This is a genomic window from Edwardsiella piscicida, assembly GCF_021733145.1.
GTDB classification, from domain to species: Bacteria; Pseudomonadota; Gammaproteobacteria; order Enterobacterales; family Enterobacteriaceae; genus Edwardsiella; species Edwardsiella piscicida.
Map to the genome: position 1 here is coordinate 1709218 of NZ_CP090968.1, position 26107 is coordinate 1735324.

Here is a 26107-nt window from a genome sequence, read left to right on the forward strand (position 1 = left end):
TCGGTGACCGCCTGAACGATCACCTTTAATATATTGGCAGTTATATAGAATTACTGACAAGCACCTCTCGATAACATAAAATAAAAATCATGATTTTATTTTAATATTGTAATTATAATTATTTCCCTCTTATAATTTTAATCTTAGCAATCTAAAGGTTTATAACATTTAACTTAATTTTTTGATATTAAACCATACAGCCAAAGGAAAAATTCATTTATTTTTTTGATGGCATCAGTTAGATACATTGAGGAGATTATAATATTATCATTCTTTAGAGAAAGACCTTGTGTATTACTAGCAATATTTTCTAACTTGGATGCGGAACTCATTTTTTGTATGTCTCCATTAGCATGAACTATGCAATTCCTCACTTTGTTCAGATCCATGATGAATTCCCATTCTTGTGATATCCCAAAGTCTATGTCCATTAGTTTTGTTAAATACTTTTTCGCCTTGTGAATACCATCCCCATTGAAATCGGATACTGATATTTTTGTTTTTTTGATTCTTTGACAGATATTGCAAAAATCGTTTAGATTATGTTCCAAACATGAATATAAAGATACTAAAGAAGATTTGTTGAATATATTTGGTTGTATTTCGGTTAAAAAATCATACTGTTCAGAATAATGTTCGTTTAAATAATCAATATAATCATAAGACACCTCCTTCATTTCATCCTCATATGCTTTTTTTAATTTCGACAAGTCAATATTATGTTGTATGTTTGTCGTGATAATGTATTTTTCGAAATCGTCAAGTTGTGCCTGGAGTGAGTACTTTGAAAGCTGAACTAATATTTTGCTCATATTCATTGGGACGTTACCATATTCTAAATGTCAAAGCTAGCATATCATATGCTACACAATAAATAATTAATTTGAAATATCTTTAAATCTCCTCTTGGTCAACAAAGATAGAATAATTATAACTGTCTGTTTTTTCGCTCTTAACTGACATCTAGGTAGACTCGGCGCCCATCGACCCCTTAGATACACGCCGACACTACTTACCCAATAGAACCCTAACCCTCACACCGGCAACTCTCTTGCCAACTGCGCCAGGATCTCCCGTCTACTCGGTAGGCGGTTGCTTTGGTGGACCTGTTGCCAGGCGCGGCGTTGGGTCTTGGTTTTATGTTGGAGCAAGACATCGATCTTGCTGGCGGGGATGCCGAGTAGGGTGGCGATCTCCCGGCGTGCGCATTGATGCAGATGCAGCTGGTAAATGGCGCTGACGATGGCGTAGGAGTAGCTGCGGCGTAGGCCAATGTTAAAGCACTGCGGTACTCGGCGCCGCTGTGTGGGTTCGCTCGGCACGGGACGAGGGCAGGGTGTCCATGCTGCGCCGCTGCGGATGGTGGCGCGTTGGCGCATATGCCAGATAAGCCGAGCCGTGTGGTCACAGCGATCGTCCTGGGTGCGCGGTGCCGGGTAGATTAAGGGATCGTACTGATCGTCGTCGTACTCTTCTTCTGGTGTGATATCGCGGAGTTTCATTATGCGCTCCTTGCTCGGTTTAGGGCGGATTACAGCCGGTGGATCAGCAGCAGCGTCAGCCCGGCGATGGCCAGGCAGGCCAGGAAAATGACCCAGCCGTGGGGAGCGCTCGGTGGTTGGCGCAGTGCTTTGCCGCTGAGTTTGTAGCGATACAGTCCATTGATCGGGGGCGTTTTCATGGCAGCCTCGGGAGGGTGTGAGTTCTCCTTTATGGGGGATACCCCGGCCAGCGCCGGGGTGTGTCGTCGTCAGTCACCGCGATACACGGCGCCGCCGGGGCCTCGATGCAATGGCGGCGTGGGTTCGTACAGTGCTCCGGCGCTGGGGTGAGGTGGCATTGGCTGGAGCACCTGACGGCGAGGCTGGCGTGGGTAGAACGCCGCCGCCCGGTCGCGTAGGCGGTCGGCTGACCATTGGCGCCATGACTTACCATCAAACTGCGGGTTAGGCTGCCCGGCGCGTAATAGAGGAAGTAGCGCGATAACCTCGGCGACGAGGCGTTGGATCTGCCGTTGGCGGGCGTTGTCCGCTGGCGTTTCTTTGCCCTTTTCCATGGTGGCTCTCCTTTCATATCAGGCGTATTCGGCGCGCAGATCGTCGAGTGCCAGGGTGAAGCGCTGTTGTTCGCCGAGCGGTAAGATCGCCAGGCGGTTTTTGACCAGATTTTCCAACTGCTGAAAGGCGGCGCGATCACCGGGGGATAGCGCATCGAACGCGGCTTCGATTTCCAGTACCGCTTTATAGCCGCTGCGCTTTTTCTGGGTTTTTCCGCGCAGTTCGAACAGCCGCTGGCTGCCCAGCGCCGCTTTATGCCGGGCGATGCGCTGCTCTACCTGGCGGATTTCCTCTAGCGTTTCTGCCTGTTCCAGTGCCTGGAGCAAGGCGTCGCCCAGCGTGGCGTCGTGACTGTCCGCTGGCACCTCCGGTTGCGCGTCGTTTGCTGAGTTGGCGCTGTCTACCAGATCGCTGATGGAGACGCTGGGGGTGATGTCTTTTTCTTCCCGCGGGATGGGATCTTCCAGCTCGTCGGTGGAGTAGACGCCCAGCAGTACGTCCGGGGTGTAGAGGCGGGCCCAGCGTTTGGCGGCCAGGTAGGCCAGCTGCTGTTTGGGATCGCTGGCCCACAGGGTGGAGTTGCGCACCTGGGCCTGGGAGAGCATCAGCACTAGTTCGCGCGGTGTATCCTCACCGCGCAGGGTGGCCCAGACCTTAATCCCACAGCTTTTTTCATCGGCCAGCGTCCAGCCCGGCGCGATGTAGCTGTGCCCCTTGGCGGAGGTTTTCTCGATAAATTTGCCGATCACGTTTTCCCAGGGGCCGAACCAGTCGTAGTGCAGGCGATCTTTGGTGGGTGACATGGTGGTGATGATGGCGTTGACCAGCTGCGCCTCATACCCCAGGGTGCCGCTGACGATATGGGTTTTCTGCGCGACGGCAAAGGGATCCATACCCCAGCGGGCGGCCTGCATGGTGACGGCCATGCAGGCGTCGGGACTCTTCTGGAAGTGGGCGGGCACCATGGCGCCGCTGCCGGCCATGACACGGGAGAGGGTCATCAGGCGGTCAAACAGTTCGCCATTGGTCAGGATGGTGACGTTATCGATCAGCGCGTTGTGGTTGTTGTCGGTGGTTTCCGTTTTCATATGGGCTCCTTAGGCGGCCAGGTTTTCCAGGCGGCGCTGTTCGTAATCGGTCAATTCGTCGGTGATGACATCGACGATCGGGCCGGGCCAGTGGTTGCTGTCCATCGCCTGGCGGATGGCGGCCAGTTGGCGTTGGTATTCCAGCCGTCCCAGTGTTAGTTCATCTGGGGAGGCCTCGACCAAGGCCACCCAGTGGTAGCCCGGATCTTTGTTGACGAAAATCCAGAAAAACTGGTCGAGCATGGCGAGGTCGCAGTACATGCCAGCGCTGAGGTGGTAGTCCCGCTCGATGATTTCGCGGTGCAGACGGGCGCGCAGGTTGTCCTGCTTGACGTAGCCGAGGCTGACGGATTTGAGATCCAGGCCGATGCGGGCGTGGCCGGTGTCGATTTCCACATCGGGACGCACGCGGATCTCCAGCCCGGTGTTGTCATCCAGCCCGAAGTAGCTGACTTCAACCTCGCGCCGGGGGTGGCGTAGCAGGGGGCCAGCTAACGCATCGGCGAGTAGCGCGTCGCAGATGGCACGGCACTGGGCGAACTGGGCCTGACTGACTGGGATTTTCCCTACCGCTTGGCGTTGCCAGTCGGCCAGGATCTCGTCGGCAAAGCGGGCATCCGGCTGGATCTGGCGTAGGCTGGCCATCAGCTCCTCTTTTTTCCCACTGGTGTTCAGCGGCTGGGGTTTCTGGCGTTCGGCCTCAACCAGAGCGGGGGCGATTTGCGCCAGTTGCTCCAGCAGTGCTTCGCGGCTGCCGCCGGTTTTTAGCGGGGCGGGCAGGCTGGCGTTGTAGGCCTTGAAGCACTTCTTGATGGCGGCGGCGCTGGCGCCTTCGGGTTGATCCAAGGTCTGAAACGCGGCGGGCAGCGCCGCATACAGCTGGGCAAGTTCGTCGGCACTGCCACCGAGGGGCAGCGGCGTGGGCAGCCCGGCATTGTGTGCCAGCAGATGCGTCTTGAGCTGCTCGGTAGAGAGCGGGGAGGGCAAGGTGGCGTTATGGGCCTCGATGGCTTTTTTCATCGATTCGCTGCTGGTGAAGACGTCGGGCGGGAGCTGCGGCTCCAGGGCGTATTCGGCGGCAAACTTTTCCGGCTCTAATGCCAGGGTGTGGATCAGGGCGCCGAGCAGCAGCGCCGGTGATTCCTGGCGCGGGATGGTTTTGGCGATGTGGCGGCCATGAAAGTACATCAGGCTGATGCGGGCATCTTTGAGCATAGTACTGCTGATGCCGTTGGCGGCGTGGTAGTCCGTCGAGGAGAGTCCCGGATAGCGCCCCGGTTCAAAGCAGGATGGCGTTACCTGCTCCTGCTTCTTATCCTGCTCCTGTGTGGGCGTTGCCGTGTCCGGGGCTGACTCGGTGGGCAGGCTCGCCAGCGGTGAGGCGGCGAACAGGGCGGCCATGTTGTCGGGCGTCGCCTCGCGGGTTGGCGCGGTATCCTGGGCGTGGTTCCGGCGGGGAACCGGCTGAATGACGCCAAGATTTTCATCAATAAAGCACCGGGTGGCGTCCTCGTCCCAGGCGATGGACTCCGGCGCCGCCTGGATCATGGCAAAGATATCGTCGGGATGAACTTCCCAGATCCCCGGTGTGTCGGTGAGCAGTTTGTACCAGATAGCCAGCGCCTTATCGTTATCTGCCATTAGTTGCTGTGCACGGGCGACGATCGTCGGTTCGGGATTTAACAGGTCGTAGCCGTTGGCCGGTTGTAAGGCGCAGGCGATGGTGTGGCGCAGGAACGCGGGATCAAAGGGGCGCCCCGGCGCTAGCATGATGGGCGTTTCTGATGCTGCGCTGTTGGCGGGGGTGCGTGGTTCGGCGTTATCCGCCCTGTGCTGACGAATAAAGGTCACCAGTTCCGACCAATGAGGGATCAGGTGGTTGTAGCGTTGCTGGATTTGCATGATCAGCGCGTCCAGTCCGGCGGCATCCCGTTGTGCCAGTTCGCTGCATTTTCCGATGGCGACCGCCATATGGTAGTTGCCGGTGTAGATCTCGCCTTCGGCATTGAGAATTTCGAGGGCGGTGGGCAGATCGTCAAGGTAATAGTCGCGTGGGCCGTAGAGCTGTACCAAGGCGGCACGCTGTTCGAGGGGCAATTGCCAGAAGTCGAGGCGCGTCTCGTCGGGTTCTTGCTCCTCTTGAGTGGGGGCAGGGGTGTCCGGCGCGGGGGACATTTGGCTAACGGACGCTTCTTCCTGGGGCGCGGGTAAGGGAGCCTGGCGACGTACCCAGTCGTTGTCCACCACTTGGTAATGGCGGCAGAAGTCGCTGCTGAGGGTTTCTTCCGCCGGGAGATCATCGACCACCGGTAGATGGGTACGTTGGGGGTTAAAGTAGTTGGCCTCATCCAGCCTGGCGGCGTCCAGCGCGATGCTGAGTTTAGAGCGGGCGATGCGTTCATTATTGGCCGAACACCAAAACATCATGTCCGGTTTGCCGGATTTTTTCTTGGCCTTGGTGAGAAATGCGAAGGTTTCAGACATAGCGATGTTCTCCTGGCGTAAAGAGGAAAGGGAGAAGCAAAGGGAAAAATAGCGTGCGGGTGGCTGGACAGCGCTGGGGCTGTCCGGCCTGGGGTAGGGATTAGTCGTCTGCGTGGCGGAAACGGCGTGAGTCTTCGGCCAGTTCGACCAAATCCCCGTCGCTGTCAAGGAAGGCGACGCGGATATCGTAGATCATCGAGTAATAAAGGCTGCCGGATCTTTCCTGCAGATTGACTACCGGGGTTGCAAACACGTGGCTGACGACAACCTTTTCGCCAATGTGCGGGCGTTTGGTGATACTGCCGATGCCCTCTTTTTTGAGCACCACATCGCCGACGGCGAAGGGGCGATCTGGATTTTGCAGCAGAATGGCGACGGCGTTTTGCAGTGCTTCAATAGACATGATGGTTCTCCGTGGTGTGATCGGAATAGAAATAGCCCGATAAGACGGGGAGGGGGCTGAGGGGTGGTGCAAATTGGATGAATCTGAGGTTAATGGTGGCATTAAGCCATGATGAAGGTGTCGAATCTCCTGCCAGTATGAGGTCTTTTGGCGTCTTACATACCATCAAACCAAAGGAGATTCGACATGTCTGATAAAAAGCTACCCAATGGAAGAACGCCTGCTGAAGCGGCACACGATGTTGTAATGGTGCTGTTTAATCAGGGCTGGTTAACCAATGGGACTAACGATAAGCGTATTCCGGATAACATTCCCTATATCGTGAAAGAGATAATGGATCTTGAAGAGCTCTTTACCCAACAGTTTGAAAGACACGTAGTGGGTTAAGCGAGCAAAGAGGCTGGACTATGCCCGGCCTCTTTCCAAACCAGCCTGACAGGCTGCGTCGAGTGCGTTCCTCAATTCACTGATCTTTATGGTTACGGCTTCATCGGGATTTCTGATTAAGAAGACATCATCTTTCCCGGTGAGCTTTTCCATCATTTCTCGCCGGAAATTGCGTAGGATTAGGCCATCCTCGTTTTGGCGAAAAATAGCGTTTTGCCTGGCGCAATACGTCACGATTTCTTCCCATCCGTTGATAGGTTGCATAGTGGGTCTCCTGAGCGTAGGTATACCGGGTGTGGTATGCCGACTTGCGGTGATGCCGGTACGGCGGGGAACACCGGCGCGGTGGTGGGGATGTGCCTGTCTTTTTACCGCTTCAGGCTCGGCGGTTCCGGCCATTCCCCAACAGCCAGGAATGCGGTAGTCTGGATACCCCCAACAGCTAAATGGAAGTAGCGTTATGGTCGATGTATCTGCTGCATTTACCGTGATAAAAGATGTGTTTGGACTTCTTAACGTTGTTAATGGTGCAAAGTCTGACTATGAGATAAAAGCTGCAACGTCAGAAATTCAAGGAAGGTTAATCACGTTGCAAAACGATTGTTTTGCTCTTGGCGATATGATTCGCGCGAAAGAAGCAGAAGTAGTAGCGCTCAAAGCACAGATTGCAGAGTTTGAAGATTTCAAATAGCAGGTAGAAGGTTATATCCTTGATAAGCTTGATTCTGGTACGCTTGTTTACGCTAAGCGTCACACCATAAATGGTGCGGAGACAATGGTGTATCTTTGCCCAAATTGCTTCACCAAACGTATAATATCGATACTTCAACCAATAGTTATATCTTCGAATTTTCGTTTTCATAAGAGTCGTTGCCTGTCTTGTGAGCATGAATTCACGATGAATAAGAATGATGGCTATCGATCACCGGCTTCTCGGTATATGAGTCACTCAGGGGGGGCTTTGTAGGTGCATACTCAGCTGCGGTCTGTGACTCACCGCCATGACGCCCGTTATGACAGTGCAGACCGCAGGTGGGTATGGTGATTTTTATTTCAAATCATATTATTGATTATCATGTGTTAGTTAATAATTGATTGTGTAGCGTGATTATGTTGACAGTTGGTTTTGTGCCAATAAACGTTATTCGAATATTGATCAATCTAAAAGTTTTAGGCGTATCTAAACGTAGCAATGACTAATTTGACTGCCGAGCGAAAAACTTATACAGTATTAGGTGAGTTAGAGATAACTGTTTTATATCATCTTTTTGTTAGGTTACTCTGGCTACTATTAAAATATTAAAAACATTGCTGGCGAATATTCAGAAGATGTTTTTATTGGACCTAACGAATTATTGTAACGTACAAATGACTGAATCTGGCGTTAGCCATTAAAGGAGAGAACGATGGAGATTGAGCGTTGTAGTAATGTGGATTGTCGGCGGCCATTTGACGTTTCTGAAATTGGTGGGAGAATGCCTGGGACAAAAGAGCCTGAGGATATTACTTGTCCATATTGTCATCATACCATCACAAGGCGCAGTAACGGCGTATTCCAAACTCATGCACTTTCGTCAGCCCAAGAGGCTAAGTATAACTTGGAGAGCCCGCTTAAATAAGCATGTTGTAAAATCCAACACAGAGATCAAGCTAACTATAAATGTTTACAATTTGTGTTGATGTGTATAATTCATGCAATCACTTTAAGCACAAAGAAATGTAAGGCTTCATTGAAGTGTAATACTCTTACCGAAGTTATCTAGTGAAAAATAAGGGTATAATAATGGCATTACCTCTTGAATACAGAAGTGAAAGAGTTAAATATTTAGAGCGAGAAGCAAGCAAATATCAAACGTATGAGTTGTGGAATCTAACAAATTATGACTTTATGCTCTTGGGTAAATATATACAGATGTATTGTTTTATCGAGCTAAACATACAGAGGTTATTTAATGAACTTAAGTCAAAGGGGATTATCAAAACAAAATCAAAGGATAAGCTAAACGTTCCATATATTTTAGATAAATTAATCGAATTAGTGAGTGAAAACCTTATTGAATCTTCTAGAGTTAATGAAGTTATAGGTAAATTAAACGAAATAAAATTTCGCAGAGATTATAGGAATATCTTTGCTCATTGGGCTGCAAAAAGGATCCCTAATGAAGATGGAATGATTTTTTTCTCAAACGATGCCATTGATTATAAAAGAATTTTTGAAAGAAGAATTAATGCTGATATCGCTGCTTATGCTATTCTTGATGTGGCTGATATTCGTGGGTTAGTTGCACACCTCTGTGATTATGAAGAATGGATAGCTCATTTTTATGTTGAAATTTACGAGCAGCAGAGAAAAAGCAGATAACTAAACTAACGTTACACTTAGCTGATATTTTATCACCTCTCTACCAATATCGACGTTTACGATACCCTATACAGCGCCACCTGTGCCAAACAGCAGTTATCCCAACTGGGCTGCGGCTGTTGGCGCTCACCTGCGCAGAGTACGATCACATCTACCCGATGTGACTCGCGCTTGCTGGCGATTTCTGCCCGGTTTAGGGCAGGGCGGTGCACTAATTTTAAATCTAGCGCATGATCGATACGCGACTCGATCAGCTCGCTGAGCGGTTCTTCTCTGCAGCTGGCTCAGGTCTCTCGTTCAGCAATAATTATCAGAGATGTTCGAATCTAGCAACCGCAGAACCTTTTATTTCCATTTCCTGTTTCCAGCAGGTAGTTACTATACCTTCAAGTGGATTTTCGTCACTGCTCTGCCAGGATGAATTGAAAAGTGTGTTATCAGAATCGCTAAAGAAGTAAAGGTCACCGAAAATACTGTTCCGGATAAGTAGGGAATGATTTTCGTTTTGCCTCCAGACTTGATATATATCGCAATTATTGACTCTGATCTCGTGATGAGTTAGCTCACGTAGTGTCTGTCCAAAGTAGGTTCCGAATAAGATCAACGTATAATTGTCTTCATCCGATGTTATCTCACGTAAATTTTTTAGAAGTTCCTCTACATCGTGGACTATTTCTGTGCGGGAAGAGGGTAGGTGTAACAGGCGATGGTACACGTTGTGAAGCATGTGTTTTTCTACATTAGAAATCGATGTTAGATCTTCGGAAAAATTGCTATTGATGTCTCTGGAGATAAGGTTTTTAGGCATTTCAGTGCATATGCATTTAGTTTCCCATTGTTTGGTACTGTCCTCAGAAGTCCTGAAGGAAAAATGAGAAAGAAGAGTATTCTGAGTAAGTGTTTGAGGTAATTCTTGGGTAAGGGTGAGGTCGGTTTTTTTCAGACGTTCGGTATCAATGTCAGCGTTGAGAAGATCTGTATACAGACTTTGATTAAAAGCCTGAATATACGCATCCAGAGTTTCATTAAAGAAATTTATTTTATTTTTAAACTCTTCTTTAGACATTAAGTATCCACGTGAAGATGTTTCTTTATCGCGCTTCATTCGTTCTAGTTGAAAGATGATTTGCTCCTTTCTATGGTACGAAAAGATATTATCATTCAGTGCATTTAATACTCTTCTACTGACTGGATGAGGGCTGGATGATAGATAAAATGCGATATCTGTATAACCTTCGTATATATTGCTGACATCCTCATAGATTCCTATGTGGATACGTCCAGATATCATCTTTGTTTCATTGTATGCAGAAAATTTTTCAACCAAATCTGATAGTTTTTCGTACCAATAACCTTTATGAGTATCCTGTTGATATCCAAGTCTGATAATACTGTCAATAATATCTGTGGCAGAAGTAAATGTGGCAGTCATCTGATCATTTGCTCCTGTCGGATAAACAAGTTCAGATTTAAGTAATCGCTTTATTACTTCTTTCAGACGAATATTATTCCTCTGCTTAACATGAGAGATAATATATCCAGCTGTCAGTAGTCGTATGTCTGCTAGAGCATTGGAAAAAATAATTGATTGCGCCGCCTCATAAGAATATGGGTATCCCCTGAGTATAGATAACCATTCTTGACTATCGGGTGTCATAGTTAAATATGACGGTGTTAGGAAAAAACTGTGCCAACGATACTCTTCAAAATGTTGCTCAAAACGATTCTGGCTGAACCAAAGCAACAGCATGTCTGAGCTATGATCTGAGGCAAAGCGATCGTCTGCCATTATAGCAGTCATGGCTATCTGAGCAGTCTGGTTAAGATGATATAAGAGGTGTTCCGAGTAATCATCCAATCTATCTTCTGACTTGTCATTAAGACGTCGCCACATGTACCAACTTTCCCATTCCCTGATTAAACATCGAATAAGCTCCCTGTAGCGTTGTTCTTGACTTATTGATAGATTCTCTCCATAACCAGATCTCCAGTTGATGAGTGCATGCCATAAATAGAAGAGAGACTGAATACATTGTTGAAATTCATTAATTTTAATACAATCCAATTCACGATAAATAGAAAATGGAGCATCAATTATTTTTCGGAAATACTCTCCTGTTGTTTCTAGTGACTTTACAGCTTCATGGGTGAATGCGTAAAAATCATGGTGGAAAGATTGGCTAAACGTAACAAGTGATCCTGAATCATTATATTTATCCAAATAGTTCATGCTATTACACTGAAAACTTTTCTTTAGCGTTGTATAGGTTTCAACCAGCCTGTCGGTTGCCGCGATGAAGGTACTAATATTCCTGTCGATCAAAGCATCATACGCTTCACCATAGAAGTCACGGGTAATATTTCTATACTCCTTTCGGTTTTCTTTAGGCCCCTTGATAAAACAAATTTTGAATAGAAAAGTCCAGTATCTAGGAATAATCACATCCGAAGATGCAAGTAACGTAATTTTATTTTTGTTATATTTTAAGGAGGGGGTTGTGATTATTTTACCAGTTTTCCCCTTGACAGGTCTTAATCTGCGAAATAAAAGATTTACCAGCCATAGTTTTACATCTCTGATTTCTTTATCTTCATGAAGATTATAATGTATTAGATGCATGTTAGAATCATACCGGTTAACGATCTCTATTCCTTTGATATGTTGTTTGTCGATATGTATACTAAGATAATTGATCGATGAATCTATCTGTGAACGGATGATATAATTACTCACAATCTCTGACTGAAAATATTTAAGCATCAGGCGATCACGTTTTTTATCATCTAATATATTAAGGCTTGTGATAAAGAACCATATTGACAGTGAAATATTGAAAAGCATCCATACTAATGCCGTAATGGCAAAGGCTACATCAAGATATTTGTCCCCTATAGATGAGACCATCCCTCCAATTAGTATGAATGCGGCTAATGACAATCCGCTAAGCCCAGCAAACATATAGCCTGAATGCAATTGGTAGGCTGATTGTATATGTATCCTGGATGATTTTTTCTGGAAGAGAACACTGATTAGGCCAACAACAAGCGGAAATACGATACCAATGATTGTCAACTGGCCACCAAGGAGGCTAGACATCCATGTCGGCAACGTAGTGACCCCTTTCAGATGGGTGCTGGCAAATGAATGAAATTGTGAGCGAAATAGTTCAGCTATCAGTAGTGAGCAACCTGCTGCAGTCCAGAGAATGAGCATTGCTTTTAAGTAGTGAGTGGAGCAGTAAACCTGTATTCTTTCAGGCAGATTCCAGCAATGTTTTCTATAGATCGCGTTGTTTTTTAAGTTTTTTTTGATATCAGCCTTGATTTTATCTGAGAGGCTATTAATGAGTAAGCCAAACATAATTTTCCTAATCTTTTTAGTTAATTGTCAATTATACGTCATGTTTTTTAGTTTTTCATTGAAATATCATTATGTAGATCACAGATGATCTATCTGAAGCTCACCCCATGACTTTTAATGAGCTGATCTGTAAAAAATTACCAAGAATAATCCTCTATGAGTTGGTTTGCCTTGTGTATTCGTATTACTTACGATCTTTCCTACCACGGCTCAATTTTTAGATTTAGTAATAAATAGATGCTATTAACATAAAAGTTGAGTATCCATGGCTAGGTTTACTGGCAGATTGCACTCATCATTGTCCGCCGCTGGCCAGGGATGCCATGGCACCGTGATGCCTGGGGATGCCTGGGAACTGAGTTATGCGAATCTCTTCGCTCAACGCTGAGTGCATGGTCTTGATTGTTAAAGAGCGAAGCGTCCGGTAGGGCGCTTTTACTGCCCATGAGCCATCGCCGTCTTGCTCGCTGTTAGCGGAGGCATAGGCTAAATAAGCGTCACATTTCGAGACCACCATAGCCTTAGCTATCGCTCAAGTAAATGCCTAAAGCTATAAAGTGATGCCTGTTTCGTGCTTTTTGTTGATATCTAAAGTGATTTATTTATAGCTAATGGAGTTGTTTTGATATGGGGGCGGGTTATCGTGATATCTGGAGTGGATCGAGGGAGATGAAAAAACCGGCTATAATCCGGTTTCTATGATGCGGTGCAACTATGCGAATCTGACTAATCGCATTGGCCAATTAATGATAACTTTTCCGTTGATGTGCATCTGGTCTTCATCTCCTTTTTCAATGCTCCAGTTAGCATACGCGGGGTTATCAGAGATGACAGTGAGGGTGTTTTTTACCATTTGTAGCCTCTTGATATGTGAGGTGCTTCCATAGGTAAATGCGTAAACCCCATCCCCGTCGAAGTATTTTACCGATATATCGATAAAGACTAAATCTTCGGGGTCAATCGTTCCTTTCATACTATCGCCGTTGGCATTTATCGCACGAATGACGTTGCTCGAGCGACCACCAAACACCCTACGGGCGTAATCAGGCTCTAGTGATATAGACCGGATGATATCCGGGTAATCTTTGTTGTTGCTCCCTGGACCGCAGCTGTAAGAAATATCCATGACGCTTATGATATAAGAGTCATCCTTCGGTAATGGCAGGGATGAGATCACAACCCCATTATCCTTCCTCATTGGCCCCCGTCCAGATGATAACCATTCAGGCTGAACCCCAAGCACCGCCGCGATCTCGACAACTTTGCGAGAGCTCTTAGCCTTTCCTGATGTCAGTTTCCATACGCTGGGTTGAGCCATTCCTACAGCCTCCGCCAGAGAGGCCTGTGTCATTTTTGCCTCTGCCATGGCAAGGCTAAGTCTGTCTGCAAATGTATTTTCGTTCATAACAGAACTCTATAACTAAGGTTATATACAGTCAAAAACTAAAAGCTATTGCTTGTTCGATAGCTTTAGTTATAATTGTTCCATTGAGGAGCGCAGGGGGAACTATGACCAACAGCCTTATCAAAGAAGCTATCGCTCTAGCCGGTGGCCAGCAGGAGTTAGCCCGTTCGTGTGGCGTTCGGCAGCCATCGGTTTCCGAATGGCTTCGTGGCAAGAAAAAACCATCCGCAATCAGCGCAAAGCGGATTGAGCTGGCAACAGGAGGAAAGATTTTAGCCATCAATATTCGTCCCGATTTATATGAGATTTTAGATAACTAATAGAGCTTTCTAAAAGTGATACGCATTACATAACAGCAATCCCTATCCTCGTTGGACGCTGTGGGGATAGTCCTTTAACCCGATTAAGGACTGACCTATGACCATACACCATCCCTCCCTTTCCCCGGCAGGGGCCCAGCTGGACATCTTGCGCCAGCAGCTGCTGGCCCGTAAACGCGTGGGTAAGCCCGGCCTGCCGCTGCACCTGTTACGCGATGATCAGATCAAGACCCGCTGGACGGAGTCTGAGCTGGCGACCATTCGGGCGGCGTCCTCCGCCATGTCTTCCAATCCGGCTGTTGAAACCAATATCGCGGCGATCCGTGGCTTTCTGGCGATGTTCGCCGAGGCGCCGGAGATGCTGATCCATGTGCATCTGGCGTTGCAGGCCGCCGACATTTCAGCCCCCGACTGGTTGCCGCCACTGCCGGCATCGGGCAGAGCGCCATCATGAAACGGCAGCAGAAACTGAACACCACACAATCCGTGGCGCTGATTGCCGGGATCGTCGGTGAGAAGTTGGATTTGGCCGGGGAGGAGACCCGGCGTTTAGCCATCACAGGGGCTTTGCCCGGTGTGGCGCGGGCGTTTTATTCGCGCGAATCGGGCGGTGTAGCCTCCGGCACAGGAGAGCAGGTATGGCACACAGCACAGCAGGACGAGCACAGCCTTTCATCACGTTAGGCGTGCGCCAGACGGCGCCGGGAGGTGTCCGATGAGCTGGTCGCAATTCATTCACGACAACATTCGGCGCCAGCTGGTGGGCGAGGGCTTCGACGAGGCATTGGCGCGCAAGGGGGCGGAGGCGGGCGTCGCGCACTATGTTGCGCAGTCCACTCAGGCGTCCCGCCCTGGAACGCTATTTGATGACTGCCTGCGGGTAGCGCGCAGTTGGGCGCAGAGTAACCGCACGGCTCACGAGCGCAGCCAGCAGCGCCTCGCCCGCTCGGCGAACGCCCGGCGCTAAGGAGGGAGGGATGAGTCTATCGTACGCACTCTCTCACACGCTTCACCATGATCTGGCGGGAACCTCCCGCCAGCTCCAGGCAGTGTTTATCCAGCAAGCCAAACGAGGTTTTAGTGAATGCCGCCATGTCGCGGCATCGGTTGACTGTGCCCGTCGTCTGGCGATGCGAATTTCCACAGTGACGAAAAACGGTTGGTGACTTATGAGCATGATGCTGATGGCGATGGCCATGAAAATTAAGACAGGGAATCCACTGCGCAAATTGGTGCTGCTGAAGCTGGCCGACAACGCCAACGATCAGGGCGAATGCTGGCCGTCGATCCCGTATCTGGCGGCGACCTGCGAGATGGCCGAGCGTTCGGTGCAGAACCATATCAAATGGCTGCATGAGCAGGGCTTTTTATGGGTGGAGCCGCGCAAGAGCAAAAATGGCGGCCACCAGTCGAATATTTACCATTTGACGCTGGAGCGGCGGCTGCGTTCTCCGCTGGAGGAGGATGAAAAGGGCGATCTGCCTCCGGAGGAAAATCAGGAAAAAAATGGCGCTGCGCAGGGGGCGGGATCAGCCGGTGCAAATGATGCGTCTTTGTCTGAGGTGCCAGCGCAACAAATACGCCAGGGGTTGTCGTTTGATTCACTAGGGGTAGCGCAACCATTGCACCCAGAACCTATCATTAAGAACCTATCATTAGAACCTATACCCCCCTTACCCCCCAACAACAGCGAATTCGTTGAGCCCGACAAGGACAAAACCGATCGGGGAAAACCGGATTGGACAGAGCCCGATCGACACTATCGCGAGCTCGATAATCCTGAAGCCGATCACCCAGAGCGGGAAAATCTCACTCGACGATCGGCTGAACGTATGGACTATGGCGCTTATCTGGCAGCTTACAACGAGCTGGTGGGAGACAGGCTGGCGGAGAAGCGGCGTGGGCTGTTCGATGCCGAGGTGCTCAAAACCGAGGAGGCCTACCTGAACCATGTGATGACCCAGGCCGGCTTCTGTGATGTGAAGCCGGCGCCGGACGGCGGCACCTACCGCCAGCGCTGGAGCATTGCCTTTGCCAATATGGATCAGGCGACCTTTGACAGTATCTATCGCGGGGTGGCCGGGGTGATTTGGAATGAGACCCTGAGTCAGCATTTTGCCAGCGAGGCGGAGATGGCGCTGGCGGTGGATCAGCTGATGGCGTTTTAGTGATGAAAAAATCAGGCGCGTTTCGCAGCCGGGCGTGGCGGGAGTCGGCCCGGGGGCAGGGGTGTACCCTGCAAATTCCTGGGATTTGCAACGGTGATCCGCAGACGGTGGTGCTGTGCCATCTGCCCAGCCCGATGCATGGCATGGGGTACAAGTCGGATGACTTCTGGGCGGTGTATGGCTGTTCGGCCTGCCACGATGCGCTGGATGGCCGGGCACCCTATGACTGGCGACCCGGCGAGCGAGAGGAGGTGATGCTGGCGGCGCTGTATTGGACGCTGAGGGGGAGGGTAAGCGACGTATGAGGGGGATTTTTTCACCATGGTTTTCGGTACGTCAGTTTTATCAATCAGGTTGAAAAAATTGATGTATGTGAGAATTAAACCAATCATTAAACCTAGGTAAAAACATCTAATTTATTGTTTGTAATGTGTATTAACTGCAATGCATCAGTTTTTGATTTTTGAGGTTCAGGGTGATTTTTGAAGCGATTTTTAAATTAAGGGACACAGCCTCGTGCTGTTCATGTCTTGTACGCGAATTGGTACATATGCCATAATTGAGGATGAAAACCACTCTTAAGGATGCGAATCATGCACACTGTTACCTTCTCGGATGCCCGCAAGCATTTTGCGGATACCATGAACCGTGTAACCAACAACGCCGAACCGGTTCGCGTTATGCGCCGCGATGCACCCGATATTGTGATGGTCGATGCCGGTGAATATGAGGCTATGCTGGAGACGATCTACCTGTTCAGCAACCCGGCGAACGCGGCCCATCTCAACGAATCATTGGCACAGCTGGAGCGCGGCGAAGTTGTCACAGTGGACTATTAATTTTACCCTAAACGGCGCCGCTGATTTTGCCTACTGGAAGGGGATTGATCAGAACAAGGTTGAGCGGATACGAACCCTGTTACATTCCATCGAGGCCGACCCGTTCAGTGGGATAGGAAAGCCTGAACGCTTACGCCACCACAAGAACCCTGCTCTATACTCGCGCCGTATCGATCAACAGCACCGCCTCGTTTACAGTGTGTCAGGTAACACGGTTACGGTGGTTGCCTGCCGCTTTCACTACGGGGATAAATGAAAAACCGCCCGTTCCGTTTTGGCTCTGACGTCGGCAACCTGCTCGGTGGCCAGGAGCGGGTTTGACGGCACATGGTAAGCCCTTAACCGTGCTGCGCGTTATTTTCACGCACGATAGCCAAAATCGCGCCGCTGATCTTTGCCAGCGATTTAAAGCTGGGGTTCGTTGATGGCGATAGCGTTTTGTATGCACTGCTGCGGCTGGCAATCCCGGCCCTCTTGATGATGTCCGCGTGGCCCAGCTGCTCCGCGTATCCCCTTAACGCGGCCTGCAAAATATTCGGGCGCCCCTCGCTCATGGATTCCCAGGTGGCCTGGCGGAGGATCGCTTCTACATTTTCTGGCGTGAGTGAGCGTGAGGATACCGATAGCACTGCGCCTTTGCTCATGCGCCTAACCGTATCGGCAGAAAGCTCGGCATCTCCCCAGTTCAGCACGCCGCTGGCTGTCAGGGAAAAGCGGTTAAAGTTGGCGATCGCAGAGAAGGGCGGCTTGCTGAACAGCGCGGCTAAATCAGCCCTGCCTCGGAAGCCGTCGCTAAATTCGACCTCGATAACATGGTCGCCGACCACATCCACATCAATAATTTTCAACATAGCTGCCTCTTACGGGAGAGGGAGACAAGTCATGGTTAGTCGGCCATCTGTAGGAAGACGCCTATGGCCGCACCGTGCAGGATGCGGCAGGAGATCAGACAAACCGGATCTGCAGTTTCTTGCCGGTCGCGTGTGCAAATTTTTTCAGCGTGGCGAATGATGGCCCGCTTTGGCCGGAGGCTAAATTACTTTCCATGCGAGTGATCGCTGTAGGCTTGGTTCCCATACGTTCGGCGACCTGCGCCTGGGTCAGCCCCGCGTTTTTGCGGGCGGCGAGCATTTCATCGAGTAGGGCGTATTCCTCTTCGATGGCATCGTATTCTGCTTTAAATGCCGGGTCTTCCATCCATTTTGCAGCCATTTCATCATGCGTCATCGTGGGGGGGGTGCGTTTACCAGCCATGTTTTACCTCCTTCATTCTGGTTTCAGCCTTCTTACGTTCAGCGCTTGGCGTCTTCTGGGTTTTCTTGATGAAGCTGTGCAGCATGACGATACGTTTTCCGGTAAGAGTGCAGTAAAACACGCGGGCGATGCCATCACTGCCTTTGATTCGAAGCTCAAAAAGCCCATCGCCAAAAGGGCTTGTGTGTGGTTCTCCGAGATTACTACCGTAGATTTCCATGCGTTCAACGAGATGCTGGTATCGAACCCGCATACCCATTGGCAACTGATCGACCTCAAGCCGAACCTCTTCGCTGTAGTACTCAATAGTGTAGTTCATGGAGTGAAACATAACAATATTGTTATGTTTTCGCAAGTTCTTGCCCATCGGAATTGTGAGCGCTAGAGCGTAGTGGCAGCGGCAACATCTGTTGCTGGGATTGGCGTCCTGGAATGGGCGGTTTTTAAGAGCATTAGGAAATATATGCCACACACTGTTCCAAGGGGATGGTTATTGCATTCCTATGATTTGTAAGTAAAGTATCATAAATCGGAATTAGTTTTACCCGCGATGTCGGGGGTATAGTCCGCTCAGGTGCTGAAAACACCTCAACGCGGCCTCCGCACCCGATAGACTTGCGGTTTTTTTGTGGTCATTTTTTGGATATGGCCGAGTGTGGGCGAATACAATACCAGCGATGGGAATAAGCCCGCTTGACGTTGACAAGTTTTCAGCACTCGGCCACCCGAGCCGTTCGGGTACCGGGAAGATCGTCAGGCCGAACAGCGTGCGCGGCAGGCGGCCGCTGACCGGGTGTGCCGGAGCCCACATCCCCCTTATGGCATTGCCGTCTGCCAGCTGTCCGTCACCGTAGTACTGGGGCGGACGCTGCCCGCCCAGCGGGTGGTATTGGCGGCGCTGCTGCGCAAACATGGCCCCCGGGCAACGCTGGCAGCCAAGCAGCTGGCCGATATTCAGTGCCAGCAAAAGGGGCTGGAGAAAGCCCGGGTAATGCTGAGTGAGGGTGACTGGCGTTACCAGCGTAATCTGGCACAGCACGATGCGCTGGCGGGCCGTTCCGTAGCTCTCCGCCGGGCGCTAGCCGATTGGGCCGACGCCGAGGCGGCTCGTTCACCCCATTGCCCACGCTGCCGGGGCAGCGGCCAGCTATTACGCCCACAGCCCCATTGCTGTGATACCTGTGGTGGTCGAGGAAAAATCAGCGTGACCGCTGACCATTTCCGGCGTTCGCTGGTGGATGAGGGCATTGTGATAACGCCTGATGTGTGGCGGGCAGAGTACTCGCCATGGGTGAATGATACGCTCAATGGGTTGTATCAGGAGATGCAACTGGCCGGTGACGCCTTGTCGGTACGGTTAACATTGGAGGGGCAGGCGGTGGCTTGAAGAGATTGCCAATGGCTAATAAGTGAGCTAAATTCGGAAAGATGACCAAGCTATGTTTATAGCCAACTATTCATAAAAGCCTCGCTTGATGCGGGGCTTTTCCGTTCTACAGACCCTGGCATATGCCGGGGTTTTTTTATATCTGAATCACCCCAGCGCGGGGATAACGAGATGGCGAATATGCACCATAACCCGGAAACACTCAGTGAACTGCTGCTGTCCTGGTGGCAGGGCGATACCCCGGTAGGCGGCGTGCTGCTGGCGATTGTGACCGCCGCTGTTCGGGTGACCTATCTGGGTGGGGGTTGGAAACGAACCGCCCTAGAGGGGGCGCTGTGCGGCGCGCTGACGCTGACTGTGGTGGCGACGCTGGACTATTTCAGCCTGCCGAAGTCGCTGACCCCGGCCATCGGTGGTGCCATCGGATTTATAGGCGTGCAGCAGATTCAGCGTTTTGCGCTGTATATTCTGCAGCGCAAGCTGGGGATGCCGACAGACAAGGAGCGGTAATTATGGCACTGACTAAGGATCAAATTTTCGATGCTCTGCTGGGGCGTGAGGGCGGGTATGTCGATCACCCCCACGACAAGGGCGGGCCAACCAACTGGGGGATCACCGAGAAAGTGGCCCATGCCCACGGTTACACCGGAGATATGCGTAACCTGACGCGGGCCCAGGCGCTGGAAATCTATGAAAGCGACTACTGGTCAGGGCCTCGTTTTGACCAGGTGGCGGAGTATTCCGCGCCGGTGGCCGCCGAGCTGCTGGATACTGGGGTGAATATGGGGCCGTCGGTGCCCGGCAAGTGGCTGCAGCGCTGGCTGACCGCTTTTAACGATGGCGGACGCCTGTACCCGGATATCAGCGCCGATGGGGTGATTGGGCCGCGTACGCTCTCTGCGCTGCGGGCTTATCTGGATGCCCGAGGCGCGGAGGGGGAGCTGGTGCTGCTGCGGGCGCTGAACTGCAGTCAGGGCGATCGTTATCTGGCGCTGGCCGAGCAGCGGGTGCAGAACGAGTCATTTCTGTATGGTTGGGTGCGGGAGCGGGTCGGTCTGTCTTAACCATATCTGACGTGTATCCAAGAGCCTCGGCTATGCCGGGGCTTTGTCGTATCTGCGCCATGCCCGGCGCAAACAATTACACAGAGCCTTATAGAAACAGGCCTCGGAGAAACGTCGTTATAGGCGGCGACCTCTCTGTGGGCGCCGTTTCTGGGCAACGAGGCTTGTTTCTATAAGGTAACCATCGATATGAACACATCTATAGCTTTTTCTTGTTCCGACGCATCAAGCAATCATCATGTCGTTAATGAGTTCGCTGACATTGTTCCTGTTGTCAGTGGCCGGATCGGTGAGCGTGAAACCAGCGTTGTGAGCGGGACGTCGTTACACAAGGCGCTGGGAGTGGCAACCCGAATGACGGATTGGATAAAGCGTCGTATCGGGGAGTACGGCTTTAAAGAAGGTCTGGATTACATCATTGTTGAAAATTTGCGCTCCCCAAATTTGAGTAGCGCAAAATCTCGCCAGCAGATCAGCCATGAATACCTGATTACATTGGATATGGCCAAAGAGCTGGCAATGGTCGAGCGTAGTGAACAAGGGCGCGCCATTCGTCGTTACTTCATCCAGTGTGAAGAGGCGTTACAGCTTACCGCTCCAGAAGTCGCCGCGCGTTATCGTCGCAAGTTAAAGGCTCGCATCGGAGTGGCAAACCTGTTTAAGCCGATGTGCTCTGCGTTGGAATCGGTAAGGGCGGAACAGGGCAAGGTGACACAGTCTCACCACTATAGCAATGAAAGTAACATGATCTCCCGCATCGTCCTGGGAGGTCTTACTGTGAAGCAATGGGCAGGCATGAATGGAGTAGTGGGGGATCCTCGCGATTCGATGAATGCCGAGCAGTTAGAGCATCTGTCTTATCTGGAAAGTACTAATATCACTCTGCTGGATATGGGGATGGATTACCCGCAGCGGAAGGCTGAGTTGATCCGGCTGTCTCAGCGCTGGATGGCGCGGCGTCTGGGTTCGTGATGGCTTTTGTTTAACATCGCACAAAAATAGCGGTGGCAGTGTTCAGGCCTTGAATGATGCGAAGAAAATCGCATCGGTCATCACTATCAAGGGTGGGATTACATGGTTGGTGAACGGTTATGGAAGCCACTGGCGCTCATTGCGTTGGTGGCTTTGCTTTTATGGGGCCTCTCGACCTGGCGCTATGCATCCGGGTACGCCGCCGGTAATCGCCTGGCTGAGCAGGCGTGGCAGCTTAAGTGGGAGACGCGCAACCGGGAAGAGGAGACTGCCAGGGCAAATCGGGAGCGGGGCGAGCGGGCTGAGGAACAACGTCGCTGGCAGGCCATGATTAAGGTGAAACAGAATGCGGATCAACAACTGGAACAGATTAAAGCCGATGCTGCTCGCTCTACCGCTGATGTTGAGCGCCTGCGGTGTACGCTTTCTCAATTGCGGCAGCAGTTGGCAGACCGTTCCCCCTGCCGAGTTTCCACCGCTGGTGGAGCCAGCTCGGCAAGCGCCGCTGCCGGATTTCTGTTTGCCGACGTGCTCGGCGAATCTCTCCAACGCAATGCAGCGTTGGCAGCCTATGCTGATCGGGCCCGAGCCGCCGGCCTTGCCTGTGAGCGGCTCTACGATGCCGTGACGCCGTTGCGCGCGCCGTGAGGGCTGTGTTTTACCCAGGGTGCGGTAAAACTCTGCCTTTCAGGACGGGGAGAATGTCACTGGCACTGTCCTGACGCATTCGCTCCGTTTGGACAGACCTGTGTACTGCCAGGAATAATTCCCCAGCTTGAGCCTAATGGTCCAGCACAGGCGGTTAAGGTGAGCGTTACCAGTAGGGGGAGCACGATTTTCATATTTTGATCCCTGATGTATGAAAGTCCGCTTTTTAATTTATCACTATCAGGCTGTGATGGCCGCAGCGAGTATGACAAATCGTACTATTGAGACCGCTGTTTCACGCCGGCAGATTTTTATAAAAAAAATGTGATAGTACGACTCTAGCCAGGATAACCATTATGACAAAACCGGACTGGGCGGCGATTGCAGTGGCGTTCCAGGCCGGAGAGCTGTCCCTACGGGCCATCGGTGCCCAGCACGGCGTATCCGAAGGTGCCATTCGAAAAATGGCCAAAAAACATGGCTGGGTACGCGGTGAAAAAAACGGTACGCAAAAAAGTACGCAGGTACGCAAAAAAGGTACGCAGAAAAAACAGGGAAAAAAGTGCGTACCGGTAAAAAAGCAGCGCGGGCAGGAGGATGGGCAAGGGGGCGCAGAGGCGCTCTCCTCTGTTTCACCTGCGGCAAAACCAATTCGCGGTTCACGTCACGCGCCGCCCATCCGTCCTTTTCTGCCGCACAATACGGCGGCGGTGACCCATGGTGCCTATGCCCGCCGCATGCTGTGGCCCGATGACATTATGCAGGATGCGCAGCGGCTGCAGCTGGACGATGAGCTGCTGATGCTGCGGGCGGGCAACCTGACGGCGGCGACGAATATCGGGCGTTGGATAGCGCAGCTGGAGCAGGCAGATCCAGATCAGGGCAAGGTATTACGGGAAAATATCGGGGCGGCGGAGCGGGGGATTTTGCGTAATACGGTGCGCATTGAGTCGCTGGAGCGGACCCTGCGCGTCAATGCGCTGAACGAGGCCACGACGGCCAAGCGCTGGGCGGAGACGCAGCGGCTGACGTCGGAGAACAGCGATGCCGATACGCCGCTGCGGGAGGTGATTGAGCAGATCCAGGGGAGCCAGCAGGGAGGGCGGATCAATGCCGGTTCGGGCGATGAGTGAGCGGGAGCAGCAGGCGCTGGTCTACGGCTATCTGAGCGATCCGTGGTGGCGGCTGGACAATCTGTACCAGATTGTTGATGAGCAGGGGCGGCTGGTGCCTTTTCGGATGCGGCCGGCGCAGCGGCAGCTGTTTATGGAGATGCACGAAAAAAACCTGATCCTGAAAGCCCGTCAGTTGGGATTTTCCACCGCCATCGATCTGTACCTGCTGGATCAGGCGCTGTTCAGCCAAAATGTAAAGTGCGGCATTGTCGCGCAGGATAAGCAGGCGGCGGCAGAGATTTTCCGCACCAAAATCGAGGTGCCTTTCGATCATCTGCCTGGGTGGCTGGCGGGCTGTTTTCATGCGGTAAAGCGTCACGGCGGGGCCTCCGGGGGCTACATCGAATTCGCGCATGGCTCCAATATCATGGTGGCGACCTCTTTCCGTTCGGGCACGGTACAGCGGCTGCATATTTCTGAACATGGAAAAATCTGCGCCAAATACCCAGCCAAGGCGAAAGAGGTGCGCACCGGGACGCTGAATGCGGTGGCCGATGGCAGCATTGTATTTATCGAGTCCACGGCGGAGGGGGTCGGCGGCGATTTTTATGATATGAGCCTACGGGCGCAGGAAATGGCGCAAAGCCGTTTTCGCTGCTGGATATTCCCAATAAGACCGAGTTTGTCGAGCGGATCCGTCAGGCGGTAGGAATGGCCAAGTCAGCCGATGAGATGACGCCAGAGGAGCAGGAGGCGGCCGCCCAGCAGCAGCAGGTGGAGTAGCAACAGCTGGCGCTGGCGATGCGGGAGCTGGAGGCTAAGGTGGGTAAGCTGGAGGCCGAAGCCCAGCGCGCCGCGGCGTCGGCGCAGCGTGAGCAGGCACAGGCCGAGGGGCAGCGTTTTCATGATATGAAGACGCAGGCGGAACCTGCTTCTGAGTGGTGCGGTCTCGACGGCCGCCAGTCTGCGGGAGGTAGCGAGAAAGGTGATGCCAGACAGCGTGGTGTCTGTCGCCACCGATCTGCTGGCGAATCAAGTGCCCGGTTTTGATGAAGCGACATTTTGGCGCGATGCTCAGCAGAAGGCCGTGGGCCGTTTGTCTGCGGATATGCAGCAGGCGCGGGACAAGACGTTCTGGGAGAGCGGTCAGGGCTTTGGGGAGGCCTGGGGCGATCCGCGCAGCTATTTTGCCGGGGCCGTCGAGTCGCTGCCGGGTATGGTGGTGTCCATGATACCGGCCATGAGGCTGGCTAAGCTTACCTACAGCGCGAAGGTGGCGCAGGGGGTCGCGGCCACAGAGGCAGCGGCCAGCGCGGCGCGGGTCGCCAGGCTGACCGGATCCATCTCGGAGGGGGTGCTGGCCGGAGGCGCGTCATCCCGTGCGGTTAAAGAGGCCATTTATGCCCTGCCGGATGATGTGCTGCAGCATTCGGAGGCGGCGCAGAACCTGTTGGCCTCCGGGATGAGCGTGGAGGCGATACGCCGGGCGCTGGCGGAGGATGCCTCGACCAAGGCGTTTCTCATGTCGGGCGTAGCGACCGGCCTGTTCGGCGGTCAAGGTGATACGGTGCTCGCCAAAATCATGACCGGTCAGCTGAAACAGGGGATCGTGAAGCGTATTGCCAAGGGCGCCGTAGCAGAGGGTATCTTGGAGGAGATGCCGCAGTCCGCCCTGAGCCAGATGGCGGAAAACTACGCTCTGCAGACGGCCGATCCGCAGCGCCCACTTTCTGAGGCGGTGATGAACCAGGCGCTCGGCGGCGTGGCCATCGGCGGCGTGATGGGGGGGACGCTGGCGGGAGCGAGTCGCCCGGGGCGGTGGCAGGCGCCAAGCGACGCGCCACAGGCTGAAGACGCGCCACAGCCTGAAAATGATAACACGACGGCCGACGCTGCCGCAGAGGCGGCAGAAGCGCAGACGCCGGAGGCGTATCAGCGCTATCAAACCCAGTTTGCGCCGTTGGATCGCGATGCGCTCTTGCAGCATTACGTCGATGCCGATCTGTCCGAGGCGCCGGATGCGGCAGAGAAAAAACGGGCGGCCCATGAGCGGCTGCAGGCGCTGGAGCATGACGATGAGGTCAAGGCAGCGGCGCAGCAGCTGCGCAGGCTACCTCGACGCGATCTGCTGGCGCAGTACCATACGCTGAATGAAAAGGCGACGCGCACGGCGGCGGAACAGCTGCAGTGGGAGGCTGCCCGCCAGATACTACGTCAAGAGATGGCACCCCAGACACAAGAGGTGGATGATGCGTCCCCCTCTAGCTCTGCGGTGCCGGTGACTGAGGAGCAGCGTTCTCCAGCCTTGGACGAGGTAGATTCCGCTATGCCTATCGAGGATCTCGAGGCGTCAGCGTCGGAAGATAAAACGATACAACAGGCGGTTGTCTCGGCCCCCCTCTATTCTGAGCAGCCCCAGCCTCCCACAGAGCCGTCCGGAGAGAGTGAGGCGGAGCCCGCGGTATCCCCTTCGTCTGCCAATATCCATATTGAAGATTTCGGTGAGGTGATCCATGGGGCGGCGAAGCATCGCTGGGCGGCGTTGGCTGAGGCGATGCGTGAGCCGAAAACCGAGCATGACTATCAGACCGAACCACTGAGTAAACTGTTGCCGAAACCGGACTATGAAAAAATGGCTCGGGCAGGGACGGACAACAAAACGTTGGCACTGCTGGCGCTACTGCGTGGGCAGATCCCGGTCAAACCCCGTTCCTGTTACCAACGGTGCGAAAGTGATCCATATCCGACGCCTGAAATTAGATCCAGGGGTTAATCTGCTCTCCTGATTCGGGA

General features: G+C 52.2%; 31 protein-coding genes and 1 pseudogene. 19 read left to right on the top strand and 13 right to left on the bottom strand.

All coding sequences use genetic code 11. The features are described 5' to 3' along the window. Positions 1 to 173: 173 nt before the first annotated feature. The 6 genes from L1P05_RS07845 to L1P05_RS07870 form a co-directional block, all read right to left on the bottom strand. Positions 174 to 818: a hypothetical protein gene (locus L1P05_RS07845; protein ID WP_012848452.1), complete on the bottom strand. Its 645-nt coding sequence runs from the start codon at positions 816 to 818 to the stop codon at positions 174 to 176. Positions 819 to 1034: 216 nt separating this feature from the next. After that, positions 1035 to 1502 (bottom strand): hypothetical protein, encoded by a 468-nt coding sequence (locus tag L1P05_RS07850; RefSeq protein ID WP_012848454.1) that lies wholly within the window; start codon positions 1500 to 1502, stop codon positions 1035 to 1037. A gap of 29 nt (positions 1503 to 1531) precedes the next feature. Beyond that, positions 1532 to 1681 carry a hypothetical protein gene (locus tag L1P05_RS07855; RefSeq protein WP_012848453.1) on the bottom strand — a complete coding sequence of 50 codons (150 nt, stop codon included), beginning with the start codon at positions 1679 to 1681 and terminating at the stop codon, positions 1532 to 1534. A gap of 393 nt (positions 1682 to 2074) precedes the next feature. Further along, complete coding sequence (locus L1P05_RS07860; protein WP_012848456.1) at positions 2075 to 3145, bottom strand: RecT family recombinase; 1071 nt, start codon at positions 3143 to 3145, stop codon at positions 2075 to 2077. Between the two features lie 9 nt (positions 3146 to 3154). Further along, positions 3155 to 5629 carry a RecE family exodeoxyribonuclease gene (locus L1P05_RS07865; protein WP_012848457.1) on the bottom strand — a complete coding sequence of 825 codons (2475 nt, stop codon included), beginning with the start codon at positions 5627 to 5629 and terminating at the stop codon, positions 3155 to 3157. A gap of 100 nt (positions 5630 to 5729) precedes the next feature. Continuing rightward, on the bottom strand, positions 5730 to 6032 hold the full coding sequence (locus tag L1P05_RS07870; RefSeq protein ID WP_012848458.1) for a hypothetical protein: 303 nt from the start codon (positions 6030 to 6032) through the stop codon (positions 5730 to 5732). 186 nt (positions 6033 to 6218) lie between these two features. Between L1P05_RS07870 and L1P05_RS07875 the strand changes: the two genes are divergently transcribed. Next, the gene (locus L1P05_RS07875) at positions 6219 to 6419 is read left to right on the top strand and encodes a hypothetical protein (RefSeq protein WP_005286448.1); all 201 of its coding nucleotides are present in this window, start codon (positions 6219 to 6221) and stop codon (positions 6417 to 6419) included. Positions 6420 to 6437: 18 nt separating this feature from the next. On the opposite strand, the gene L1P05_RS07880 is transcribed toward L1P05_RS07875, so the two are convergent. Continuing rightward, positions 6438 to 6683 (bottom strand): hypothetical protein, encoded by a 246-nt coding sequence (locus tag L1P05_RS07880; protein WP_041692508.1) that lies wholly within the window; start codon positions 6681 to 6683, stop codon positions 6438 to 6440. A 196-nt stretch (positions 6684 to 6879) separates the two neighbouring features. On the opposite strand from L1P05_RS07880, the gene L1P05_RS07885 reads away from it, so the two are divergent. Both L1P05_RS07885 and L1P05_RS07890 read left to right on the top strand, forming a co-directional pair. Next, positions 6880 to 7110, top strand: a complete 231-nt coding sequence (locus L1P05_RS07885; RefSeq protein ID WP_012848459.1) for a hypothetical protein — start codon at positions 6880 to 6882, stop codon at positions 7108 to 7110. A gap of 1092 nt (positions 7111 to 8202) precedes the next feature. Further along, positions 8203 to 8781, top strand: coding sequence for a hypothetical protein (locus L1P05_RS07890; protein ID WP_041692510.1), 579 nt, complete (start codon positions 8203 to 8205; stop codon positions 8779 to 8781). 310 nt (positions 8782 to 9091) lie between these two features. On the opposite strand, the gene L1P05_RS07895 is transcribed toward L1P05_RS07890, so the two are convergent. Both L1P05_RS07895 and L1P05_RS07900 read right to left on the bottom strand, forming a co-directional pair. After that, entirely contained in the window at positions 9092 to 12142 is a 3051-nt protein-coding gene (locus L1P05_RS07895) for an O-antigen polymerase (RefSeq protein WP_012848461.1), read from the bottom strand. Positions 12143 to 12854: 712 nt separating this feature from the next. Beyond that, positions 12855 to 13547 carry an XRE family transcriptional regulator gene (locus L1P05_RS07900; protein WP_041692511.1) on the bottom strand — a complete coding sequence of 231 codons (693 nt, stop codon included), beginning with the start codon at positions 13545 to 13547 and terminating at the stop codon, positions 12855 to 12857. 104 nt (positions 13548 to 13651) lie between these two features. Between L1P05_RS07900 and L1P05_RS07905 the strand changes: the two genes are divergently transcribed. From L1P05_RS07905 to L1P05_RS07940, 8 genes are all read left to right on the top strand, one after another. After that, entirely contained in the window at positions 13652 to 13867 is a 216-nt protein-coding gene (locus L1P05_RS07905) for a transcriptional regulator (protein ID WP_012848463.1), read from the top strand. A gap of 97 nt (positions 13868 to 13964) precedes the next feature. After that, positions 13965 to 14321 carry a hypothetical protein gene (locus L1P05_RS07910; protein WP_012848464.1) on the top strand — a complete coding sequence of 119 codons (357 nt, stop codon included), beginning with the start codon at positions 13965 to 13967 and terminating at the stop codon, positions 14319 to 14321. Further along, complete coding sequence (locus tag L1P05_RS07915; protein WP_005286423.1) at positions 14318 to 14551, top strand: hypothetical protein; 234 nt, start codon at positions 14318 to 14320, stop codon at positions 14549 to 14551. Before L1P05_RS07910 ends, L1P05_RS07915 begins: the two co-directional genes overlap by 4 nt. Before the next feature lie 31 nt (positions 14552 to 14582). Further along, the gene (locus L1P05_RS07920; RefSeq protein WP_012848465.1) at positions 14583 to 14834 is read left to right on the top strand and encodes a hypothetical protein; all 252 of its coding nucleotides are present in this window, start codon (positions 14583 to 14585) and stop codon (positions 14832 to 14834) included. 202 nt (positions 14835 to 15036) lie between these two features. After that, entirely contained in the window at positions 15037 to 16035 is a 999-nt protein-coding gene (locus L1P05_RS07925; RefSeq protein ID WP_012848466.1) for a DUF1367 family protein, read from the top strand. A gap of 2 nt (positions 16036 to 16037) precedes the next feature. Next, positions 16038 to 16340 (top strand): nuclease domain-containing protein, encoded by a 303-nt coding sequence (locus L1P05_RS07930; protein WP_012848467.1) that lies wholly within the window; start codon positions 16038 to 16040, stop codon positions 16338 to 16340. A gap of 288 nt (positions 16341 to 16628) precedes the next feature. Further along, positions 16629 to 16874, top strand: coding sequence for a type II toxin-antitoxin system Phd/YefM family antitoxin (locus tag L1P05_RS07935; protein WP_012848468.1), 246 nt, complete (start codon positions 16629 to 16631; stop codon positions 16872 to 16874). After that, positions 16762 to 17130 carry a Txe/YoeB family addiction module toxin gene (locus L1P05_RS07940; protein WP_196796969.1) on the top strand — a complete coding sequence of 123 codons (369 nt, stop codon included), beginning with the start codon at positions 16762 to 16764 and terminating at the stop codon, positions 17128 to 17130. Before L1P05_RS07935 ends, L1P05_RS07940 begins: the two co-directional genes overlap by 113 nt. Positions 17131 to 17212: 82 nt before the next feature. On the opposite strand, the gene dhiA is transcribed toward L1P05_RS07940, so the two are convergent. The 3 genes from dhiA to L1P05_RS07955 all read right to left on the bottom strand — a co-directional run bounded on the left by dhiA (position 17213) and on the right by L1P05_RS07955 (position 18447). Next, positions 17213 to 17725: a type II toxin-antitoxin system antitoxin DhiA gene (gene dhiA / locus L1P05_RS07945; RefSeq protein WP_012848469.1), complete on the bottom strand. Its 513-nt coding sequence runs from the start codon at positions 17723 to 17725 to the stop codon at positions 17213 to 17215. Positions 17726 to 17819: 94 nt separating this feature from the next. Continuing rightward, positions 17820 to 18128 carry a helix-turn-helix domain-containing protein gene (locus L1P05_RS07950; RefSeq protein ID WP_005286394.1) on the bottom strand — a complete coding sequence of 103 codons (309 nt, stop codon included), beginning with the start codon at positions 18126 to 18128 and terminating at the stop codon, positions 17820 to 17822. Next, positions 18118 to 18447: a type II toxin-antitoxin system RelE/ParE family toxin gene (locus tag L1P05_RS07955; protein ID WP_015871332.1), complete on the bottom strand. Its 330-nt coding sequence runs from the start codon at positions 18445 to 18447 to the stop codon at positions 18118 to 18120. The genes L1P05_RS07950 and L1P05_RS07955 overlap by 11 nt, the downstream gene beginning before the upstream one ends. A gap of 474 nt (positions 18448 to 18921) precedes the next feature. On the opposite strand from L1P05_RS07955, the gene L1P05_RS07960 reads away from it, so the two are divergent. The 7 genes and pseudogenes from L1P05_RS07960 to L1P05_RS07990 form a co-directional block, all read left to right on the top strand. After that, entirely contained in the window at positions 18922 to 19515 is a 594-nt protein-coding gene (locus tag L1P05_RS07960) for a hypothetical protein (protein WP_012848471.1), read from the top strand. 171 nt (positions 19516 to 19686) lie between these two features. Then, complete coding sequence (locus L1P05_RS07965) at positions 19687 to 20025, top strand: phage holin, lambda family (RefSeq protein WP_012848472.1); 339 nt, start codon at positions 19687 to 19689, stop codon at positions 20023 to 20025. A gap of 2 nt (positions 20026 to 20027) precedes the next feature. Next, on the top strand, positions 20028 to 20579 hold the full coding sequence (locus L1P05_RS07970) for a glycoside hydrolase family 108 protein (RefSeq protein WP_012848473.1): 552 nt from the start codon (positions 20028 to 20030) through the stop codon (positions 20577 to 20579). Between the two features lie 189 nt (positions 20580 to 20768). After that, on the top strand, positions 20769 to 21551 hold the full coding sequence (locus L1P05_RS07975) for an antA/AntB antirepressor family protein (protein WP_045475170.1): 783 nt from the start codon (positions 20769 to 20771) through the stop codon (positions 21549 to 21551). A 102-nt stretch (positions 21552 to 21653) separates the two neighbouring features. Next, positions 21654 to 22199, top strand: a complete 546-nt coding sequence (locus L1P05_RS07980) for a DUF2514 family protein (RefSeq protein WP_041692512.1) — start codon at positions 21654 to 21656, stop codon at positions 22197 to 22199. A 356-nt stretch (positions 22200 to 22555) separates the two neighbouring features. Beyond that, positions 22556 to 23332, top strand: a complete 777-nt coding sequence (locus L1P05_RS07985) for a hypothetical protein (RefSeq protein ID WP_012848476.1) — start codon at positions 22556 to 22558, stop codon at positions 23330 to 23332. Beyond that, positions 23310 to 23960: pseudogene (locus tag L1P05_RS07990) on the top strand (terminase); the annotation flags it as partial. The gene L1P05_RS07985 and the pseudogene L1P05_RS07990, both read left to right, overlap by 23 nt. A 74-nt stretch (positions 23961 to 24034) precedes the next feature. Here L1P05_RS07990 and L1P05_RS17565 read toward each other — a convergent pair. After that, positions 24035 to 24220, bottom strand: a complete 186-nt coding sequence (locus tag L1P05_RS17565; protein ID WP_012848478.1) for a hypothetical protein — start codon at positions 24218 to 24220, stop codon at positions 24035 to 24037. Positions 24221 to 24302: 82 nt separating this feature from the next. Here L1P05_RS17565 and L1P05_RS08000 point away from each other — a divergent pair, with 82 nt between their 5' ends. Further along, positions 24303 to 26087 (top strand): hypothetical protein, encoded by a 1785-nt coding sequence (locus tag L1P05_RS08000; RefSeq protein ID WP_236888279.1) that lies wholly within the window; start codon positions 24303 to 24305, stop codon positions 26085 to 26087. The last annotated feature ends 20 nt before the right edge of the window (positions 26088 to 26107 follow it).